A 20,315-nucleotide genomic window follows, 5' to 3' on the forward strand; every position below is an offset into this window, starting at 1 on the left:
ACACCGGGGCGGGCGCTCGGCTCATCCACAGTCCGGTACGGGAGTCGTCATGCCCGAGTTGCCCGAGGTCGAGGTCGTCCGGAGCGGCCTGGAACGGTGGGTCGCCCACCGTGTCGTCGCCGACGCCGAGGTGCTGCACCCGCGTGCGGTACGGCGCCACATCGCGGGCGCCGACGACTTCGCGCACCGCCTCAAGGGCCACCGCGTCGGTGTCCCGAGCCGCCGCGGCAAGTATCTGTGGCTGCCCCTGGAGGACACCCACCAGTCGATCCTGGCGCACCTCGGGATGAGCGGCCAGCTCCTGGTCCAGCCGGACTCGGCCCCCGACGAGAAGCACCTGCGCATCCGCGTCCGCTTCGCCGACGCCCTCGCGACGGAACTCCGCTTCGTCGACCAACGCACCTTCGGCGGGCTGTCGTTGCACGACAACACCCCCGAGGGACTGCCCGACGTCATCGCGCACATCGCCCGCGACCCCCTCGACCCGCTGTTCGACGAGGAGGCCTTCCACCGGGCGCTGCGCCGCAAGCGGACCACCATCAAACGGGCCCTGCTGGACCAGTCGTTGATCAGCGGGGTCGGCAACATCTACGCGGACGAGGCCCTTTGGCGGGCCCGCGTCCACTTCGAACGCCCCACCGCCGGCTTCACCCGCCCCCGCACGGCCGAACTCCTCGGCCATGTACGGGACGTGATGAACGCGGCCCTCGCCGTCGGCGGCACCAGCTTCGACAGCCTGTACGTCAACGTCAACGGGGAGTCCGGCTACTTCGACCGGTCCCTCGACGCGTACGGCCGTGAGGGTCTGCCGTGCAACAGGTGCGGTACGCCCATGCGCCGGCGCCCCTGGATGAACCGGTCCAGCTACTTCTGCCCGACGTGTCAGAGGGCGCCGCGCGTGGCGTCGTAACGCTCGCGGGCCGTGAGGACGTCGTCCATGCGGCCCTCCACCAGGCGGATCAGGTCCAGCAGCCGCTCGGCGACCTGGCGGCCGAGCGGGGTCAGCTCGTAGTCCACGCGGGGCGGGTTGGTCGGCTGGGCCTCGCGGTGCACCAGGCCGTCGCGCTCCAGCGCGTGCAGGGTCTGGGAGAGCATCTTCTCGCTCACGCCGTCGACCCGGCGGCGCAGCTCGTTGAAGCGCAGCGAACCCTCGTACAGCGCGCCCAGCGTCAGCGAACCCCAGCGCCCCGTGACGTGTTCGAGGGTGCCGCGCGAGGGACACGCCTTGGCGAACACATTGAACGGGAGTTCAGGCGCCGACGGGCGCTCCTGCGTGCTGTCCATACCACAAGCGTACTCGAACGCAGCGCTGACCGACAGGTTGCGCTAACTCCTGGTTAGCGCAAGGCGGCTCGGACGCCCTCGTCTCGTAACCGTTCAGTAGCCGAAGTCCTGCGTCCACCAGGGGCCGCCGGTCCCGAAGTGGACACCGACCCCCAGGGTCTTGAAGTCGCAGTTCAGGATGTTCGCCCGGTGGCCGGGGCTGCTCATCCACGCCTCCATCACCGCGGCCGCGTCGGCCTGCCCCCGGGCTATGTTCTCGCCGCCGAGGTTGGTGATGCCGAGCTTGGCGGCCCGGTCCCACGGTGTCGCGCCGCTGGGGTCGGTGTGGTCGAAGAAGTTCTGCGCGGCCATGGCGTCGCTGAAGTTCTCCGCCAGCTCCGACAGGGTGCTGTTCGCGGACACCGCGCTGCAGCCGACCTTGGCCCGCTCCTCGTTGACGAGCTTGAGCACCTCGGCCTCGGCCGCGGCCTGGGCGGAGACCGTCACCGCGGGAGCGGCCGCCGACTGCTTCGGCGGCGCGGTCTCCTTCTGCGAGGGCGTCGTCTTGGGCTTCTTGCTCGGCGTCGCCTTCGGCTTCTTCGTCGGCGCCTCGGTCGGGGCGGCCGCGGAGGCCGACGGAGTGGAGGGAGCGGCGGAGGGCGTGGGCGACCTGTCGGCGTCGCGGCTCGTGGCGGAGCCGTCGTCCCGGCCCTGCACGCTGCCGGAGGTGCCGCCCTGCTCGGCGGCCGAGTTGCTCGGCGTGCTCGCGGCCTGCACCTTTCCGCCGCCACCGCCACCGAGCTTGTAGTTGTCGAGCCCCGGCACCGCACCCGTGGCAACCGCGACCGTGCCGATCGCGACCGCCGCGGAGACTCCGAGCAGCCCGGTCTTCACCGGTGTCACGGTCCGCTTCCGGCGCCGGCGCGACGCCCCCCGCCCGCCGTCGGGCGTGAAGTCGTCGTCCGGGAAGACGGTGCGGTAGTCGTCCTCGTTGGCGAAGAGGTACGCGGCACTGCGTGCGGAGGCCTCGGCGTACTCGTCCGTGTTCAGATACGGGGCCGTGCCCAGCGTGGGCGGGCCGTCGGGCCCGGAGGTCTCCGGCGGGTCATAGCTGTACGAGTACTGCCGGGGGTCGTAACTGCCGGCGTGCGAGCCGTTCCTCGCTGTGACCCCCGTGGCGCGGCCCGTGGCGGCGCGGCCGGCGGCGGAGCGTCGGTGGCGTCCCATGTTCCTTGCCTTCCTCGTCCTGTCGGTCGACCCGCCGGATACGATCTTGCGGGTGACCCAGCTCACTCCTTCGAGTGAGTTTCATATGAGATTCATTGGGTGGGGACGGTACCGCATGGCGCCAGAGGAGGAAGTGTCCGGAGAGACATTGGCCCGTTAGGTTGCACCCATGAGCGAGGATGTACGACTGGTCGCCTGGGTGCGCGGACGCGTCCAAGGTGTGGGTTTCCGCTGGTTCACGCGGGCCAAGGCGCTGGAGCTCGGCGGCCTGAGTGGTTTTGCTCTCAATTTGGGCGACGGCCGGGTGCAGGTGGTCGCGGAGGGCTCGCGGGAGTCGTGTGAAGGACTTCTGGACTGGCTCCAGGGTGACGACACGCCCGGGCGCGTGGAGGGCGTCACCGAGATCTGGGACACACCTCGCGGGGGTTACGACGGCTTCGCCATCCGCTGACCGCTTTCTGTAAAGCGGCCCAGGCGGCAGCGGAGGGGCATGCCGCCGGCAGCTGCCGGGAGCGGAAAGACGCTGGTGGTTGCCAAGAACCGGTTGCTCTGGCAGGCTGCGCACGCAAAGATGATCGCCACGCCCCGAGGGGCCCGCAGGAGTCGCAGCGCAGCCGCTCTCAGGCCGCGCGCCCCCGGGATGCCCGCCAAACCGGGGCGTGATCGTGTTGACCGTCAAACTTTTTGGTGAGACGCTGAAAGCACCCCGCGCACCTTAGCTGTTTGGCATGGATGAACGGCAGCATGAACTCCATAGTGTCAAGCACCACGGGTGCGATTCCCTCACGACCCACACCGCTTCGGTCGGTCACTCAGTGTGGAGGACCATCCATCATGGCAAAGGCGCTTCTCGGTTACGTCGGCGGCTCCGACCCTCGACTCCTCGCCGAGATGCGACGGCTTCAGCAGCGTGTCCAGGACCTGGAGTCCGAGCTCGTACGGATCCAGGCCGAGAACGACGCGCTCGCGGCTGCCGCTTCTCACGACAGGATCATGGAGAGCATCGACGCACACCAGGCGGAGCCTGCGCTCACCTGATCACTGCATCGCACCACGACAGCAGTGGTTGGGCCGCCCGTATCAACCGCTAAGTTGTCAGATTTGCAAGGGACGCTTCGGCGTCCCTTCTTTCTTACCTGCCCCCGCGCATCCTTTCACCTTCTACAACGTTTGATGTGCCCTGCATGTTCAAAGGTGAAACCGCGGAAGACAGCACGTTCATGGAGTGAGACAACCCCGGAAGGTAGAGTCCGGCGGCGTGCACCTCAAGGCCCTGACCCTCCGCGGGTTCAAGTCGTTCGCCTCGGCGACCACGCTCCGGTTCGAACCGGGGATCACGTGCGTCGTCGGACCGAACGGCTCGGGCAAGTCCAACGTCGTCGACGCCCTCAGCTGGGTGATGGGCGAGCAGGGCGCCAAGTCGCTGCGCGGCGGCAAGATGGAGGACGTCATCTTCGCCGGCACCACCGGCCGCCCGCCGCTGGGCCGCGCCGAGGTGTCCCTGACCATCGACAACTCCGACGGCGCGCTGCCCATCGAGTACGCCGAGGTCACCATCACGCGGATCATGTTCCGCAACGGCGGCAGCGAGTACCAGATCAACGGCGACACCTGCCGCCTGCTGGACATCCAGGAACTCCTCTCCGACTCCGGCATCGGCCGCGAGATGCACGTCATCGTCGGCCAGGGCCAGCTCGACTCCGTCCTGCACGCCGATCCCATGGGCCGCCGCGCCTTCATCGAGGAGGCCGCGGGCGTCCTCAAGCACCGCAAGCGCAAGGAGAAGGCCCTGCGCAAGCTCGACGCGATGCAGGCCAACCTCGCGCGCGTGCAGGACCTGACCGACGAACTCCGCCGCCAGCTCAAGCCTCTTGGCCGGCAGGCCGCCGTCGCCCGCCGGGCCGCCGTCATCCAGGCCGACCTGCGCGACGCCCGGCTGCGCCTGCTGGCCGACGATCTCGTACGACTGCGCCAGGCACTGCAGACCGAGGTCGCCGACGAGGCCGCGCTGAAGGAGCGCAAGGAAGCCGCCGAGCAGGAGCTGAAGAAGGCCCTCCAGCGCGAGGCCCTCCTGGAGGACGAGGTACGGCAGCTCACCCCGCGCCTGCAGCGCGCCCAGCAGACCTGGTACGAGCTCTCCCAGCTGGCCGAGCGCGTACGCGGCACGATCTCGCTGGCCGACGCCCGCGTGAAGAGCGCCACCTCCGCGCCCCCCGAGGAACGGCGCGGACGCGACCCCGAGGACATGGAGCGTGAGGCCGCCCGGATCCGGGAACAGGAGGCCGAGCTGGAGGCGGCCCTGGAGGCGGCCGAACGCGCCCTGGAGGACACGGTCGCCCACCGCGCCGAACTCGAACGCGAACTCACCCAGGAGGAACGGCGGCTGAAGGACGTGGCCCGCGCCATCGCCGACCGCCGCGAGGGCCTCGCCCGCCTCAACGGCCAGGTCAACGCGGCCCGTTCGCGCGCCGCCTCCGCACAGGCCGAGATCGACCGGCTGGCCGCGGCGAGGGACGAGGCACAGGAGCGCGCGGTCGCCGCCCAGGAGGAGTACGAGGCGCTGAAGGCCGAGGTCGACGAACTCGACGCCGGCGACACGGAACTGGCCGAGCGGCACGAGGCGGCCAAGGCCGCGCTGGCCGAGGCGGAGGAACAGCTGAGCGCCGCCCGCGAGGCGGCGACGGCGGTGGAACGCAAGCGCGCCGCGACCCAGGCCCGCCACGAGGCGCTGGCACTGGGCCTGCGCCGCAAGGACGGCACGGGCGCCCTGCTGGCAGCGAAGGACCGTCTCTCCGGCCTGCTGGGCCCGGCGGCGGAGCTGCTGACCGTCACCCCGGGCTACGAGGTCCCCCTGGCGGCGGCCTTCGGCACGGCGGCGGACGCCCTGGCGGTCACATCACCGTCAGCGGCGGCGGACGCGATCCGCCTGCTCCGCAAGCAGGACGGGGGACGGGCGGCACTGCTCCTGGCAGGGGGTACCGAAGACGCGCCCCACAGGGGCGCGGGGCTGCAACAATGTGCGGCTCCGCCGCGGGGCGCGACCAGCCACGAAGAGCCCGCAGACGCCCGACACCCTTACGCGGCAGATTTCGTCCGCGCCCCCTCCGACCTCATGCCGGCGGTCCGTCACCTCCTGCGCGGCATCGTCGTAGTCCCCACCCTCGAAGACGCCGAGGAACTGGTCTACTCCCAGCCCCACCTCACCGCGGTCACCGCCGAAGGCGACCTCCTCGGCGCCCACTTCGCCCACGGCGGCTCCGCGGGCGCCCCCAGCCTCCTCGAAGTACAGGCCTCCGTCGACGAGGCCGCCGCCGAACTCGAAGAGCTGGCCGTCCGCTGCGAGGTCCTCACCGGGGCCCAGCACGCGGGACAGGAGCGCCGCAGGGAATGCGCCGCGCTCGTGGAGGAGCTGGGGGAGCGACGCCGGGCGGCGGACCGAGAGAAGTCGGCCGTGGCCCAGCAGCTCGGCCGTCTCGCGGGGCAGGCCAGGGGTGCCGCGGGTGAGGCGGAGCGGTCCGTCGCGGCGGCGGCCCGCGCCCAGGACGCCCTCGACAAGGCCCTCCAGGACGTCGAGGAACTCGCCGAACGCCTCGCCGTGGCCGAGGAGATGCCCGTCGAGGAGGAGCCCGACACCTCCGTCCGGGACCGCCTCGCCGCCGACGGCGCCAACGCCCGCCAGACCGAGATGGAGGCCCGCCTCCAGGTCCGTACGCACGAGGAACGCGTCAAGGGTCTGGCCGGCCGCGCCGACTCCCTCGACCGCGCCGCCCGCGCGGAGCGCGAGGCACGCGCGCGTGCCGAGCAGCGGCGGGCCCGGCTGCGCCACGAGGCGGCCGTCGCCGAAGCCGTCGCCTCCGGTGCCCGCCAGCTGCTCGCGCACGTCGAGGTCTCGCTCACCCGCGCCGACGAGGAGCGCACCGCCGCGGAGGCCGCCAAGGCCCGGCGCGAGCAGGAGCTGACTGCCGCCCGCAACGCGGGCCGTGACCTGAAGGCGGAGCTCGACAAGCTCACCGACTCCGTGCACCGCGGTGAGGTCCTCGGCGCCGAGAAGCGGCTGCGCATCGAGCAGTTGGAGACCAGGGCGCTGGAGGAACTGGGCGTCGAACCCGCCGGGCTCGTCTCCGAGTACGGCCCCCACCAGCTCGTACCGCCCTCCCCGCCCGCCGAGGGCGAGGAGCTGCCCGAGGACCCGGAGCATCCGCGCAACCGGCCGAAGCCGTTCCACCGGGCCGAGCAGGAGCGGCGGCTGAAGGCGGCCGAGCGCGCCTACCAGCAGCTCGGCAAGGTCAACCCGCTGGCGCTGGAGGAGTTCGCCGCGCTGGAGGAGCGGCACAAGTTCCTCAGCGAGCAGCTGGAGGACCTGAAGAAGACCCGCGCCGACCTCCTTCAGGTCGTGAAGGAGGTCGACGAGCGGGTCGAGCAGGTCTTCACCGAGGCCTACCGGGACACCGCCCGGGAGTTCGAGGGCGTCTTCGGCCGGCTCTTCCCCGGCGGCGAGGGACGGCTCGTGCTGACCGACCCCGACAACATGCTCACCACGGGCGTCGACGTCGAGGCCCGGCCGCCCGGCAAGAAGGTCAAGCGGCTGAGCCTGCTCTCGGGTGGCGAGCGGTCGCTGACCGCCGTCGCGCTGCTGGTGTCGATCTTCAAGGCCCGTCCGAGCCCGTTCTACGTCATGGACGAGGTCGAGGCCGCCCTCGACGACACCAACCTGCAGCGGCTCATCCGCATCATGCAGGAGCTGCAGGAGGCCTCGCAGCTCATCGTGATCACGCACCAGAAGCGCACGATGGAGGTCGCCGACGCGCTGTACGGCGTCTCCATGCAGGGCGACGGCGTCTCGAAGGTCATCAGCCAGCGGTTGCGCTGACCCAACCCTCATTACTTCAAGGAGTGAACGTAAGTCACAGAATCGTGTCTTGGTTCTCACGTTTCCCTGCGTTTGATTTTGAGAGTTGAAGGCATAAGGTCAGCAACGTTGGATTTAGCTTCAGGTACCACCTATCTGGAGAGCTGACCTCACCGGCGACGTGGCCGGTGGCCCGAGGAGTTGAACGTGTCCAGCACAGCGCAGGCGCAGAAGTCAGGAGCCGGCTCGGCTCATCCCGATCATCTCGGGCATGTCGTCTTCATCGCGGCGGCGGCCGCGATGGGCGGTTTCCTCTTCGGCTATGACAGTTCCGTGATCAACGGCGCCGTCGAGGCCATCCGGGACCGCTACGACATCGGCTCCGCGGCCCTCGCCCAGGTCATCGCCATCGCCCTGATCGGCTGCGCCATCGGCGCCGCGACCGCGGGCCGGATCGCCGACCGCATCGGCCGCATCCGCTGCATGCAGATAGCCGCCGTGCTGTTCACCATCAGCGCCGTCGGCTCCGCGCTGCCCTTCGCCCTGTGGGACCTCGCCCTGTGGCGCGTCGTCGGCGGCTTCGCCATCGGCATGGCCTCCGTCATCGGCCCCGCCTACATCGCCGAGGTCGCCCCGCCGGCGTACCGGGGCCGGCTCGGCTCCTTCCAGCAGGCCGCCATCGTCGTCGGCATCGCCATCTCCCAGCTGGTCAACTGGGGCCTGCTCAACGCGGCCGGCGGCGACCAGCGCGGCAAGCTGATGGGCCTGGAGGCCTGGCAGGTCATGCTGGGCGTCATGGTGATACCGGCCGTCCTGTACGGCCTGCTCTCCTTCGCCATCCCCGAGTCGCCGCGCTTCCTGATCTCCGTCGGCAGGCGCGAGCGTGCCCGTGAGATCCTCGCCGAGGTCGAGGGCGAGAGCGCAGACCTGGACGGCCGGGTCGCCGAGATCGAGCAGGCGATGCGCAGCGAGCACAGGTCCTCCTTCAAGGACCTGCTCGGCGGCGGCTTCTTCTTCAAGCCGATCGTCTGGGTCGGTATCGGACTGTCGGTCTTCCAGCAGTTCGTCGGCATCAACGTCGCGTTCTACTACTCCTCGACGCTGTGGCAGTCGGTCGGTGTCGACCCGGCGGACTCGTTCTTCTACTCCTTCACGACGTCGATCATCAACATCGTCGGCACCGTGATCGCGATGATCTTCGTGGACCGGATCGGCCGCAAGCCGCTGGCCCTGATCGGCTCCGTCGGCATGGTCGTCGGTCTGGCGCTGGAGGCCTGGGCGTTCTCGTACCACCTGGTGGACGGCAAGCTGCCGGCCGCGCAGGGCTGGACCGCCCTGGTCGCCGCCCATGTCTTCGTGCTCTTCTTCGCCCTGTCCTGGGGTGTGGTCGTCTGGGTCATGCTCGGCGAGATGTTCCCGAACAAGCTCCGCGCCGCCGCCCTGGGCGTGGCCGCCTCCGCTCAGTGGATCGCCAACTGGGCCATCACCGCGAGCTTCCCGTCGCTGTCCGACTGGAACCTCTCCGCGACCTACGTGATCTACACGGTCTTCGCGGCGCTCTCCGTCCCCTTCGTCCTGAAGTTCGTCAAGGAGACGAAGGGCAAGGCGCTGGAGGAGATGGGCTGAGGCCCCCCGGCCCGGGGAGATGGGCTGAGGCCCCCCGGCCCGGGGAGAGGGGCCAAGTCCCCGCCGCCCTTCTCCCCGTATCCGTAGGACGTACCGCCCCGGCTCACTCACCGAGCCGGGGCAGCACGTTCTCGCAGAACAGCCGGAGGCTGCGCCATCCCTCGTCCACCGGCATGCCGCCGGACAGCGGATGCAGGACGAGGTTGTCGAGCCCCTGCTCCACGCACTGGTCCGGGGTCAGGATCCGGTAGACGCCCTCCGCGCGCAGTTCGTCCACGCTCGTGGCCGCCGACTTCACCGCCGAGCGGATGTCCCCGGACTGCCAGGAGGCGTAGGTCCGGGCCTCGTGCAGGAAGTGCGAGCCGTAGGAGGCCCAGGCCCGGTCCGGGTCCTCGGCGATGTGCAGCAGCGGGGTCTCGGCGGTCGGCATCATGGTCCAGCCCTCGGTGCCGTACTCCACGAGCCGTTCCTTGTAGTAGGCCTCCAGCTCCGGCAGGTGCGCGCTCGGGAAGAAGGGGAGCCCGAGGCGGGCGGCCCGGCGGGCGGCGGCCTTCGAGGAGCCGCCGACCAGCAACAGGGGGTGCGGGTCGGTGAAGGGGCGCGGGGTGATCCGTACCGTACGGCCCCGGTACTCGAACGCCTCGCCGGTCCAGGCCTTCAGGAGCGTCTGAAGCACCTCGTCCTGGATCCTCCCGCGGCGTTTCCACTCCACGTCGAACAGCGCGTACTCCTCCGGGCGGTACCCGATCCCCGCGACCGTCACCAGCCGGCCGCCGCTGAGCAGGTCCAGCACGGCGATCTCCTCGGCCAGCCGCAGCGGATCGTGCAGCGGGCCGATGATCGCCGACACGGTCACCGCGATCCGCCGGGTCGCGCCGAAGACCGCGCCCGCGAAGACGAACGGTGACGGCAGCCAGTTGTTGTCGACGCCGTGGTGCTCCTCGGTCTGCACGGTGGTGATCCCGTGCTCGTCGGCGTAGGCGGCCATCTCCAGGGCCGCCCGGTAGCGGGCGGAGAGCGTGGCGGGGGTGGCGCCGGGCTCGACGAGGTTGAAGCGGACGACCGTGACGGGCATGGGGGGTCCCCCTTCACAGGGCGGGTGGTGCGGGGGACGGTAGCTGACGGAGCGTCAGACAGCCAGAGCCGGGCAGCCTCCACACGGCTCGCACTTTTGGAGGAAGGTACGAACTGGGCTCGGCCGGGGCCATGGCCGATACTGGACGCGTTATGGAAACCGTCATCCTTGCTGTAGTCATCGCCGTGGTCGTGCTCGGCGCGCTCGGTGGGCTTGTCGTCGGCAGTCGGCGCAGGAAGCCGCTGCCCCCGCCGCCGCCCTCCGCGCCCGACATCACCGCCCCTCCGGCCGAGCCGCACGTCGGCGACGAGGCCGAGACGCCCCGCGACGAACCGCGCCGGACGATAGAGGAGGTGGATCTTCCGGACGGCTCCGCGCCGGTCACCGTCGAGGAACCGCCGGCTCTGGAAGTCCCCGAGATCGAGGTGCCCGAGCCGACCGCCGGCCGGCTCGTCCGCCTCCGTGCCCGCCTCTCCCGCTCCCAGAACGCGCTCGGCAAGGGGCTGCTCGCCCTCCTGTCCCGCGAGCACCTGGACGAGGACACCTGGGAGGAGATCGAGGACGTCCTGCTCACCGCCGACGTCGGAGTGCAGCCCACCCAGGAACTGGTGGACGGCCTGCGCGAGCGCGTGAAGGTGCTCGGCACCCGCACCCCCGAGGAACTGCGCGGCCTGCTGCGCGCGGAGCTGCTCAAGCTGGTCGACCCCGGCATGGACCGCACGGTGAGGACCGAGCCGGAGACCAGCAAGCCCGGCATCGTGATGGTCGTCGGCGTCAACGGCACCGGCAAGACCACCACCACCGGCAAGCTCGCCCGGGTCCTCGTCGCCGACGGGCGCAGCGTGGTGCTGGGCGCCGCCGACACCTTCCGGGCCGCCGCGGCGGACCAGCTGCAGACCTGGGGCGAGCGCGTCGGCGCCTACACCGTGCGCGGGCCCGAGGGCGGCGACCCCGCCTCCGTCGCCTTCGACGCGGTGAAGGAGGGCAAGGAGATGGGCGTGGACGTCGTGCTCATCGACACCGCCGGCCGTCTCCACACCAAGACCGGCCTCATGGACGAGCTCGGCAAGGTCAAGCGGGTCGTCGAGAAGCAGGCCCCGCTGGACGAGGTGCTGCTGGTGCTGGACGCGACCACCGGGCAGAACGGTCTGGTCCAGGCCCGGGTCTTCGCCGAGGTCGTCGACATCACCGGCATCGTCCTGACCAAGCTCGACGGCACGGCCAAGGGCGGCATCGTCGTCGCCGTCCAGCGCGAGCTGGGCGTACCGGTGAAGCTGATCGGTCTGGGCGAGGGCGTGGACGACCTGGCCCCGTTCGAGGCGGAGGCGTTCGTGGATGCCCTTATCGGTGACTGACCGGCCCCCACTCCCCGGAGAAGCGCCCGCCCCGAGGTGCAGTCGGGAGCGGGCGCTTCGCTGTGTACGGCCGAGGGGGTACGGCTACGCCCGCGACCGGTGTGCCACGTACGCCAGGGTGCCCAGCAGGAGGCGGGCCGCCGGTGGCCTCGTCGCGGAGTCCAGGGCCGGGGGGCGCAGCCAGCGGACCGGGCCCAGGCCGGCCCGGTCCGAGGGGGGCGCGGTGATCTGGGTGCCGGGGCCGAGGCCGCGCAGGTCCAGGGAGGTGGGGTCGTCCCAGCCCATGCGGTAGAGCAGCGCGGGGAGTTCGGCGGCGCCGCCCGGGGCGACGAAGAAGTGGGCGCGGCCCTCGGGGGCGGCGGCGACCGGGCCGACGGGGAGGCCCATGCGCTCGAGGCGGACGAGGGCGCGGTGCCCGGCGGGCTCGGCGACCTCGATGACGTCGAACGCCCGGCCGACCTCCAGCATCACCGCGGCGCCGGGGAACTCGCCCCAGGTCTTGGTCACTTCGTCGAGGGTGGCGCCGGCCGGCACGGGGGGTGCGAAGTCCAGCGGGTGCGCGCCGGGGGCGGGGCAGTCGGCACGGCCGCAGGAACACTGGCCGCCCGCGGCACGCGCGCCCGCCACCACGTCCCAGCCCCACAGCCCGGTGTACTCGGCGACGGCGGTGCACTCCGAGGAGCGACCGCGCCTGCGCGTGCCGGACCGGATCTCCCGGATGCCGCCGATCGTGAACCCCATGCCCCCTCCAACGTGTCCGACGCGTCGGTGGTTACGGCGCGGATGCGGAACGTGACCGTCTGTGTCCGGACTCCCCGGTTCCGCTCGGTCCCGAGCGGCGCTCGGATGTGCCCCAGGTGGTGAACTCGACCGCGCGCGCCCCCGAGTGCATCGCTCCGCCTACTTCCGGCCGTCCTATGTCAAGTGAATCGCGTCGAGGCGACCGTTAGTTCATTCGAAGGGGTGGCGAATGGTGGCGTTTCAGGGATCGCCATGGCTGGACGCGTGATCGTAGGATTACTTTGAGTGCACGAGTCCTGGGGGCACATGCACTCGTGGGTATGCCGGAGGCAACTCGGCATCGCGTTCGAAGGGTGAGAACCGGCGGACGGGCGGCCGTGTGCACCGGCATTCTGATAGGGCTTGGCGCACTCAGCGACAAGTGGTCTCAGGGATGGGGGCGTTCCAGTGAGCGGCAACGGCGGAGGCGGGACGACCGCGACCAGCACGGACAAGCGCCCGAACGAGCTGCTCACGTCGTGGTTCGTCCGCAGCGGCTGGTCGAAGGGCGAGCTGGCCCGTCAGGTCAACCGCAGGGCACGCCAGTTGGGCGCCAACCACATCTCCACCGACACCTCCCGGGTGCGCCGCTGGCTGGACGGCGAGAACCCCCGCGAACCCATCCCCAGAATCCTGTCCGAGCTGTTCTCCGAGCGCTTCGGGTGCGTGGTCTCCGTCGAGGACCTCGGCCTGCGCGCGGCACGTCAGTCACCGTCCGTGTCCGGCGTCGACCTGCCCTGGACGGGCCCGCAGACAGTCGCTCTGCTCAGCGAGTTCTCGCGCAGCGACCTGATGCTGGCGCGGCGCGGCTTCCTCGGGAGCTCGCTGGTGCTGTCGGCGGGCCCGTCCCTCATCGAGCCGATGCAGCGCTGGCTGGTGCCCGCGCCGCAGACCCCGCAGCCGGAGCCCGAGCCCGTCAGCCGGGCCCGCGGCCGCCTGTCCAGGCCCGAGCTGGAACTCCTCGAGTCCACCACGGTCATGTTCCGCCAGTGGGACGCCCAGTGCGGCGGCGGCCTGCGCCGCAAGGCGGTCGTCGGCCAGCTGCACGAGGTGACCGACCTGCTGCAGGAGCCCCAGCCCGAGGAGACCACCCGCAGGCTGTTCGAGGTCGCCGCCGAGCTGGCCGAGCTGGCCGGCTGGATGTCGTACGACGTCGGGCTGCAGCCCACCGCCCAGAAGTACTTCGTGCTCGCCCTGCACGCGGCCAAGGAGGCCGGCGACAAGCCCCTCGGTTCGTACGTCCTGTCCAGCATGAGCCGCCAGATGATCCACCTCGGCCGGCCCGACGACGCCCTGGAACTGATCCACCTCGCGCAGTACGGCAGCCGGGACTGCGCGAGCCCGCGCACCCAGTCGATGCTGTATGCGATGGAGGCCCGTGCGTACGCCAACATGGGCCAGCCCGGCAAGTGCAAGCGCGCCGTGCGGATGGCCGAGGACACCTTCGCCGACGTCGACGACTGGGACGACCCGGACCCCGACTGGATCCGCTTCTTCTCCGAGGCCGAGCTGTACGGGGAGAACAGCCACTCCTTCCGCGACCTCGCCTATGTCGCCGGGCGCAGCCCCGCCTACGCCTCGCTGGCCGAGCCGCTGATGCAGCGGGCGGTCGAGCTGTTCGCGGCGGACAGCGAGCACCAGCGGTCGTACGCGCTCAACCTCATCGGCATGGCCACCGTGCACCTGCTGCGGCGTGAACCCGAGCAGAGCGCGGTGCTGGCCGAGCAGGCCATGCGCATCGCCAAGAAGGTCCGCTCCGAGCGCGTGAACACTCGTATCCGAAAGACGGTCGACACGGCCGTACGCGACTTCGGGGAGCTGGCCGAGGTCGTCGACCTCACCGAGAAGCTCGCCGTCGAGCTCCCGGAGAACGCCGAAGCGGTCTGACCCGACCGGAAAACACCTGAACCCCGGCCGCGGCCGGCCCTCCCGAACTGCCCGACTCGGCTCCCCCATGCCAGGTCGTCGGAAGGCCGTCCGCGGCCGGTTCCCGCCCTTCGCGAAGGTTGCGCCACGATAACGATCGCGCAGCCGGACATCCGGCAGTTCATCGACGCGTAACACACAGGGCGTCTTCGTCACTCCGGTGAAACAACCAGGGGCTTCCACCGAAACCGCGCTGCGCCAATCTCATGGCGCATAACCGGCCCACCCCTCATGACCGGACCGCTCACACGCTCCGACCCGCACGGGGCCGTACAACCGACGAGGAGACGCCGATGGCATCAGCCGCCATCACGCTTGCCGCGGAGGCACCCAAGCTGTCATCCGCCAACACAGGTTTCATGCTGATCGCATCCGCCCTGGTGCTGATCATGACCCCGGGTCTCGCCTTCTTCTACGGAGGCATGGTCCGGGTCAAGAGCACCCTGAACATGCTGATGATGAGCTTCATCAGCATGGGCATCGTGACCATTCTGTGGGTGCTCTACGGTTTCTCCCTCGCCTTCGGCACGAACAACAGCCTGATCGGCTGGGACTCCGACTGGTTCGGACTCCGCAAGATCGGCCTCACGGAGCTCTGGCCCGGCTACACCATCCCGATCTTCGTGTTCATGGTCTTCCAGATGATGTTCGCGATCATCACGCCGGCCCTGATAAGCGGCGCCCTCGCGGACCGCGTCAAGTTCTCGGCCTGGGCGCTCTTCGTCGCCCTGTGGCTGACGATCGTCTACGTCCCCGTCGCCCACTGGGTGTGGGGCGCCGACGGCTGGGCCTTCAAGCTCGGTGTGATCGACTTCGCCGGTGGTACCGCGGTCCACATCAACGCCGGTGCCGGCGCCCTCGGCGTCATCCTGGTCATCGGCAAGCGCGTCGGCTTCAAGAAGGACCCGATGCGCCCGCACAGCCTCCCGCTGGTCATGCTCGGCGCCGGTCTGCTGTGGTTCGGCTGGTTCGGCTTCAACGCGGGCTCCTGGCTCGGCAACGACGACGGCGTCGGCGCGCTGATGTTCGTCAACACGCAGGTCGCCACCGCTGCCGCCATGCTCGCCTGGCTCGCCTACGAGAAGATCCGCCACGGCGCGTTCACCACCCTGGGCGCCGCCTCCGGCGCGGTCGCCGGTCTGGTCGCCATCACCCCGTCCGGTGGCGCGGTCTCCCCGATCGGCGCGATCGCGGTCGGTGCCATCGCCGGTGTCGCCTGCGCCGCCGCGGTCGGCCTGAAGTTCAAGTTCGGCTACGACGACTCCCTCGACGTGGTCGGCGTCCACATGGTCGGCGGCATCATCGGCTCCCTGCTCATCGGCTTCTTCGCCACCGGCAAGGGCCAGTCCGCCGCGACCGGTGTCTTCTACGGCGACCACTCCTTCACCCAGCTGTGGAAGCAGTGCGCCGGTGTCGGCGCGGTCCTCGCCTACTCCCTGATCGCCTCCGCGGTCCTCGCCTTCCTCCTCGACAAGACCATCGGTATGCGGGTCACCGAGGACGCCGAGGTCGCCGGCATCGACCAGGCCGAGCACGCCGAGACCGCATACGACTTCAGCGGCGCGGGCGGCGGCATCGCCGGATCCGCCTCCTCGGTCCTGGCCGCCACGGAGAGCAAGAAGGTGGACGCATGAAGCTCATCACCGCCGTCGTCAAGCCGCACCGGCTCGACGAGATCAAGGAAGCCCTCCAGGCCTTCGGGGTCCACGGCCTGACGGTCACCGAGGCGAGCGGTTACGGTCGTCAGCGGGGCCACACCGAGGTCTACCGCGGTGCCGAGTACACCGTCGACCTGGTGCCCAAGATCCGTATCGAGGTACTGGCCGAGGACGACGACGCCGAGCAGCTGATCGAGGTCGTCGTCAAGGCGGCCCGCACCGGCAAGATCGGTGACGGCAAGGTCTGGTCGATCCCGGTCGAGACGGCGGTCCGGGTGCGGACCGGCGAGCGCGGCCCCGACGCGCTCTGACAGAAGAAGAACAGGAGCCCCTGGGTGTCGAGTACGGACGTGCACAACGAAGCAGAAGACTCGGGACCCAGCGGCTACGCGGCGGCCCGGCTGCACCTCCTCACCGAGGGGGAGCGGTCCGGGCCGCCGCGCCGTGCGGCCCTGTCCGCGCTGACGGACGACTGGCTGACGGGGCTCTTCGCAGCCGGAGCCGAGGGGCTGCGCGGGGTCTCCCTGGTCGCCGTCGGCGGATACGGGCGCGGCGAGCTGTCCCCGCGCAGCGACCTGGACCTGCTGCTCCTCCATGACGGCAGCGACAGCAAGGCGGTCGCCGCCCTCGCCGACCGCCTCTGGTACCCCGTCTGGGACCTCGGTCTCTCCCTCGACCACTCCGTGCGCACCCCGGGGGAGGCCCGCAGGACCGCCGGGGAGGACCTGAAAGTCCAACTCGGCCTCCTGGACGCCCGCCACATCGCCGGCGACCTCGGTCTCACCGCCGGTCTGCGCACCGCCGTCCTCGCCGACTGGCGCAACCAGGCGCCCAAGCGCCTGCCCGAACTGCAGGAACTGTGCGCCGAGCGCGCCGAACGCCAGGGCGAGCTGCAGTACCTCCTGGAACCGGACCTGAAGGAGGCGCGCGGCGGGCTGCGCGACGCCACCACCCTGCGCGCCGTCGCCGCCTCCTGGCTGGCCGACGCCCCGCGCGAGGGCCTCGACGACGCCCGGCGCCGGCTCCTCGACGTGCGTGACGCGCTCCACCTCACGACGGGGCGTGCGACCGACCGGCTCGCGCTCCAGGAACAGGACCAGGTCGCCGCCGAGCTCGGCCTGCTGGACGCGGACACGCTGCTGCGCCAGGTCTACGAGGCGGCGCGCGTGATCTCGTACGCCAGTGACGTCACCTGGCGCGAGGTGGGGCGCGTGCTCAGGTCGCGCGCCGTGCGGCCGCGGCTGCGCGCCATGCTGGGCGGCGGCAAGCCGGTCCCCGAACGCTCCCCGCTGGCCGAGGGCGTGGTCGAGCAGGACGGCGAGGTGGTGCTCGCCCGCGCCGCGCGCCCCGAGCGCGACCCCGTCCTGCCGCTGCGCGCCGCGGCCGCCGCCGCGCAGGCCGGACTCCCGCTCTCCCTGCACGCCGTACGGCGCATGGCGTCCATCGCGCGCCCCCTGCCCACGCCCTGGCCCGCCGAGGCGCGCGAACAGCTGGTGACCCTGCTCGGCTCCGGTCATCCGACCATCGACGTCTGGGAGGCCCTGGAGGCGGAGGGGCTGATCACCCGGCTGCTGCCGGACTGGGAGCGGGTGCGGTGCCGGCCGCAGCGCAACGCCGTGCACATCTGGACCGTCGACCGGCACCTCATCGAAACGGCCGTGCGCGCCTCCGAGTTCACCCGCCGCGTCCACCGTCCCGACCTGCTCCTGGTCGCCGCGCTGCTGCACGACATCGGCAAGGGCTGGCCCGGCGACCACTCGGTGGCCGGCGAGATCATCGCGCGTGACGTGGCGGCCCGGATCGGCTTCGACCGCGACGACGTCGCCGTGCTCGCGACCCTGGTACGGCACCATCTGCTGCTCGTCGACACCGCCACCCGGCGCGACCTGGAGGACCCGGCCACCGTGCGGTCTGTCGCCGACGCGGTCGGTACGCAGGGGACGCTGGAGCTGCTGCACGCGCTGACCGAGGCGGACGCGCTGGCCACCGGACCGGCCGCCTGGTCGTCCTGGCGGGGCTCGCTCGTCGCCGACCTCGTGAAGCGGGTCTCCGCGGTCCTCGCCGGGGACGTCCCCGACGAGCCCGAGGCCGCCGCGCCCACCGCCGAACAGGAACGGCTCGCCATCGAGGCGGTCGCCACGGGCTCACCCGTACTGTCCCTGCGCGCCCAGACCGAGCCGCCGGCCGAGGACCAGCCCTCCGGAGACCCCGAACCGCTCGGCGTGGAGCTGCTGATCGCCGTACCGGACCAGCCGGGCGTGCTGCCCGCGGTCGCCGGCGTCCTCGCCGTGCACCGGCTGACCGTGCGCACGGCGGAACTGCGGGCGCTGGACCTGCCGGACGGCGTCGAGGGCTCGGTCCTGCTGCTGGACTGGCGGGTGGCCGCCGAGTACGGCTCCCTGCCGCAGGCCGCGCGCCTGCGGGCCGACCTCGTACGGGCCCTGGACGGCTCCCTGGACATCGCGGGGCGCCTGGCCGAGCGGGACGCCGCCTATCCGCGCCGCCGGGGTGTCGTGGCCCCGCCGCCCCGTGTGACGGTCGCCCCGGCCGCCTCCCGGCACGCCACGGTGATCGAGGTGCGCGCCCAGGACGCCCCGGGCCTGCTGCACCGGATCGGACGGGCGCTGGACGACGCGAAGGTACGGGTGCGCAGCATGCACGTGTCGACGCTGGGCGCCAACGCCGTGGACGCCTTCTACGTCACCACCCCCGAGGGCACCCCCCTGCCCACCGAGGAAGCTGCCTCGGTGGCCCGGAAACTGGAGGAGACGCTGCGGGGGTGACCTCGAAGGTGCCGGGCGGGGGCGATTGTCCTGCCGGTCCGGATACCCTGGAAGGCGCTCACACTGACCCCGACTCCGAGGACCGACGCCGCCGTGTTCGACACTCTCTCCGATCGCCTTTCAGCGACCTTCAAGAATCTGCGCGGCAAGGGGCGTCTGAGCGAGGCGGACATCGACGCCACCGCGCGCGAGATCCGCATCGCGCTGCTCGAGGCGGACGTGGCCCTGCCGGTCGTCCGGGCCTTCATCAAGAACGTCAAGGAACGCGCCCTCGGCCCCGAGCTCTCCGCCACGCGGTACCCCGCCCAGCGGGTCCTCGACATCGTCAACGAAGAGCTCGTCACCATCCTGGGCGGCCAGACCCGCCGGCTGCGCTTCGCCAAGCAGCCCCCGACCGTGATCATGCTCGCGGGTCTGCAGGGTGCCGGTAAGACCACCCTCGCGGGCAAGCTGGCCATGCACCTCAAGGAAGAGGGCCACTCGCCGCTCCTGGTCGCCGCCGACCTCCAGCGCCCGAACGCGGTCAACCAGCTCAGCGTCGTCGCCGAGCGTGCGGGCGTCGCCGTCTTCGCCCCCGAGCCGGGCAACGGCGTGGGCGACCCGGTCAAGGTCGCCGAGGACTCCGTCCAGCACGCTCGCACCAAGCTCCACGACATCGTCATCGTCGACACCGCCGGCCGCCTCGGCATCGACCAGGAGATGATGCAGCAGGCCGCGGACATCCGGGACGCGGTCTCGCCGGACGAGATCCTCTTCGTCGTCGACGCGATGATCGGTCAGGACGCCGTCAACACCGCGGAGGCCTTCCGCGACGGCGTCGGCTTCGACGGCGTGGTCCTCTCCAAGCTCGACGGTGACGCCCGCGGTGGTGCGGCCCTGTCGATCGCCTCGGTCACCGGCAAGCCGATCATGTTCGCCTCGAACGGCGAGAAGCTGGACGACTTCGACGTCTTCCACCCGGACCGGATGGCCGGCCGCATCCTCGACATGGGTGACCTCGCCACCCTGTTCGAGAAGGCGCAGAAGGAGTTCAGCGAGGAAGAGGCCGCGAAGATGGCCTCCAAGCTCGCCTCCAAGAAGGGCCAGGACTTCACCCTGGACGACTTCCTGGCCCAGATGGAGCAGGTCAGGAAGATGGGCAGCATCAGCAAGCTGCTCGGCATGATGCCCGGCATGGGCCAGATCAAGGAGCAGATCAACAACATCGACGAGCGGGACGTCGACCGCACGGCCGCCATCATCAAGTCGATGACCCCGGGCGAGCGCCAGGACCCGACGATCATCAACGGCTCCCGCCGCGCCCGTATCGCCAAGGGTTCCGGCGTCGAGGTCAGCGCCGTCAAGAACCTCGTCGAGCGGTTCTTCGAGGCCCGCAAGATGATGTCCCGCATGGCCCAGGGCGGCGGCATGCCCGGGATGCCGGGGATCCCCGGCATGGGCGGCGGTCCCGGCCGCAGCCGGAAGCAGCCGAAGAAGGCCAAGGGCAAGCAGCGCTCCGGCAACCCGATGAAGCGCAAGCAGCAGGAGCAGGAGGAGGCCGCGCGCCGGGCCGCCGCCGCCCAGGGCGGTGCCGTGCCGGGCGGTGCCTTCGGGCTGCCGGGTCAGCAGGGCGGGCAGGACTTCGAGCTGCCGGACGAGTTCAAGAAGTTCATGGGCTGATCGAGAGGTTCATGGGCTGATCGAGAGGTTCACGGGCTGATCGAGAAGTCCGTGGGCTGAGCGTGGACCCCATGGGCTGAGCGCGGAGTCTCCATGAGAGTTGACGGGCCGCTC

General features: G+C 71.0%; 15 protein-coding genes. 11 read left to right on the plus strand and 4 right to left on the minus strand.

Going from position 1 to position 20,315, the window contains the following annotated elements; genetic code table 11:
• Positions 1-49 precede the first annotated feature (49 nt).
• Entirely contained in the window at positions 50-910 is an 861-nt protein-coding gene (mutM, locus tag MKW14_RS21600; RefSeq protein ID WP_240864666.1) for a bifunctional DNA-formamidopyrimidine glycosylase/DNA-(apurinic or apyrimidinic site) lyase, read from the plus strand.
• Here the strand turns inward: mutM and MKW14_RS21605 are convergent.
• Together MKW14_RS21605 and MKW14_RS21610 are read right to left on the minus strand one after the other, a co-directional pair.
• Positions 883-1,284, minus strand: coding sequence for a winged helix-turn-helix transcriptional regulator (locus MKW14_RS21605; protein ID WP_240864668.1), 402 nt, complete (start codon positions 1,282-1,284; stop codon positions 883-885). The genes mutM and MKW14_RS21605 overlap by 28 nt on opposite strands.
• Before the next feature lie 93 nt (positions 1,285-1,377).
• Positions 1,378-2,490 carry a CAP domain-containing protein gene (locus MKW14_RS21610; RefSeq protein ID WP_240864670.1) on the minus strand — a complete coding sequence of 371 codons (1,113 nt, stop codon included), beginning with the start codon at positions 2,488-2,490 and terminating at the stop codon, positions 1,378-1,380.
• Between the two features lie 169 nt (positions 2,491-2,659).
• On the opposite strand from MKW14_RS21610, the gene MKW14_RS21615 reads away from it, so the two are divergent.
• The 4 genes from MKW14_RS21615 (at position 2,660) to MKW14_RS21630 (ending at position 8,965) form a co-directional block, all read left to right on the plus strand.
• Complete coding sequence (locus MKW14_RS21615; RefSeq protein WP_133046777.1) at positions 2,660-2,941, plus strand: acylphosphatase; 282 nt, start codon at positions 2,660-2,662, stop codon at positions 2,939-2,941.
• A gap of 383 nt (positions 2,942-3,324) precedes the next feature.
• Positions 3,325-3,528, plus strand: coding sequence for a hypothetical protein (locus tag MKW14_RS21620; protein WP_016432419.1), 204 nt, complete (start codon positions 3,325-3,327; stop codon positions 3,526-3,528).
• Between the two features lie 220 nt (positions 3,529-3,748).
• Positions 3,749-7,360: a chromosome segregation protein SMC gene (smc, locus tag MKW14_RS21625; protein WP_240864671.1), complete on the plus strand. Its 3,612-nt coding sequence runs from the start codon at positions 3,749-3,751 to the stop codon at positions 7,358-7,360.
• Positions 7,361-7,546: 186 nt separating this feature from the next.
• Positions 7,547-8,965, plus strand: a complete 1,419-nt coding sequence (locus MKW14_RS21630; protein WP_240864674.1) for a sugar porter family MFS transporter — start codon at positions 7,547-7,549, stop codon at positions 8,963-8,965.
• 103 nt (positions 8,966-9,068) lie between these two features.
• Here MKW14_RS21630 and MKW14_RS21635 read toward each other — a convergent pair whose 3' ends face one another.
• Positions 9,069-10,040, minus strand: coding sequence for an LLM class flavin-dependent oxidoreductase (locus tag MKW14_RS21635; protein ID WP_240864676.1), 972 nt, complete (start codon positions 10,038-10,040; stop codon positions 9,069-9,071).
• 152 nt (positions 10,041-10,192) lie between these two features.
• Between MKW14_RS21635 and ftsY the strand changes: the two genes are divergently transcribed.
• Complete coding sequence (ftsY, locus tag MKW14_RS21640; RefSeq protein ID WP_240864679.1) at positions 10,193-11,395, plus strand: signal recognition particle-docking protein FtsY; 1,203 nt, start codon at positions 10,193-10,195, stop codon at positions 11,393-11,395.
• A gap of 84 nt (positions 11,396-11,479) precedes the next feature.
• Here ftsY and MKW14_RS21645 read toward each other — a convergent pair whose 3' ends face one another.
• On the minus strand, positions 11,480-12,136 hold the full coding sequence (locus tag MKW14_RS21645) for a bifunctional DNA primase/polymerase (protein WP_240864681.1): 657 nt from the start codon (positions 12,134-12,136) through the stop codon (positions 11,480-11,482).
• 447 nt (positions 12,137-12,583) lie between these two features.
• Between MKW14_RS21645 and nsdA the strand changes: the two genes are divergently transcribed.
• The 5 genes from nsdA (at position 12,584) to ffh (ending at position 20,201) form a co-directional block, all read left to right on the plus strand.
• Complete coding sequence (nsdA, locus tag MKW14_RS21650; protein ID WP_240864682.1) at positions 12,584-14,062, plus strand: transcriptional repressor NsdA; 1,479 nt, start codon at positions 12,584-12,586, stop codon at positions 14,060-14,062.
• A gap of 332 nt (positions 14,063-14,394) precedes the next feature.
• Positions 14,395-15,735 (plus strand): ammonium transporter, encoded by a 1,341-nt coding sequence (locus tag MKW14_RS21655; protein WP_240864683.1) that lies wholly within the window; start codon positions 14,395-14,397, stop codon positions 15,733-15,735.
• Positions 15,732-16,070, plus strand: a complete 339-nt coding sequence (locus tag MKW14_RS21660; RefSeq protein WP_133046785.1) for a P-II family nitrogen regulator — start codon at positions 15,732-15,734, stop codon at positions 16,068-16,070. Before MKW14_RS21655 ends, MKW14_RS21660 begins: the two co-directional genes overlap by 4 nt.
• A gap of 24 nt (positions 16,071-16,094) precedes the next feature.
• Positions 16,095-18,542: a [protein-PII] uridylyltransferase gene (locus tag MKW14_RS21665; RefSeq protein WP_240864684.1), complete on the plus strand. Its 2,448-nt coding sequence runs from the start codon at positions 16,095-16,097 to the stop codon at positions 18,540-18,542.
• 93 nt (positions 18,543-18,635) lie between these two features.
• Positions 18,636-20,201 (plus strand): signal recognition particle protein, encoded by a 1,566-nt coding sequence (gene ffh, locus MKW14_RS21670; protein WP_240864686.1) that lies wholly within the window; start codon positions 18,636-18,638, stop codon positions 20,199-20,201.
• The last annotated feature ends 114 nt before the right edge of the window (positions 20,202-20,315 follow it).

Origin of the sequence: Streptomyces gilvus (assembly GCF_022513565.1) — a bacterium.
Lineage (GTDB): Bacteria > Actinomycetota > Actinomycetes > Streptomycetales > Streptomycetaceae > Streptomyces > Streptomyces gilvus.

Coding starts and splice junctions, on each gene's coding strand:
- mutM (WP_240864666.1), top strand. CDS start 50: ATGCCCGAGTTGCCCGAGGTCGAGGTCGTCCGGAGCGGCCTGGAACGG.
- MKW14_RS21605 (WP_240864668.1), bottom strand. CDS start 1,284: ATGGACAGCACGCAGGAGCGCCCGTCGGCGCCTGAACTCCCGTTCAAT.
- MKW14_RS21610 (WP_240864670.1), bottom strand. CDS start 2,490: ATGGGACGCCACCGACGCTCCGCCGCCGGCCGCGCCGCCACGGGCCGC.
- MKW14_RS21615 (WP_133046777.1), top strand. CDS start 2,660: ATGAGCGAGGATGTACGACTGGTCGCCTGGGTGCGCGGACGCGTCCAA.
- MKW14_RS21620 (WP_016432419.1), top strand. CDS start 3,325: ATGGCAAAGGCGCTTCTCGGTTACGTCGGCGGCTCCGACCCTCGACTC.
- MKW14_RS21635 (WP_240864676.1), bottom strand. CDS start 10,040: ATGCCCGTCACGGTCGTCCGCTTCAACCTCGTCGAGCCCGGCGCCACC.
- ftsY (WP_240864679.1), top strand. CDS start 10,193: ATGGAAACCGTCATCCTTGCTGTAGTCATCGCCGTGGTCGTGCTCGGC.
- MKW14_RS21645 (WP_240864681.1), bottom strand. CDS start 12,136: ATGGGGTTCACGATCGGCGGCATCCGGGAGATCCGGTCCGGCACGCGC.
- MKW14_RS21655 (WP_240864683.1), top strand. CDS start 14,395: ATGGCATCAGCCGCCATCACGCTTGCCGCGGAGGCACCCAAGCTGTCA.
- MKW14_RS21660 (WP_133046785.1), top strand. CDS start 15,732: ATGAAGCTCATCACCGCCGTCGTCAAGCCGCACCGGCTCGACGAGATC.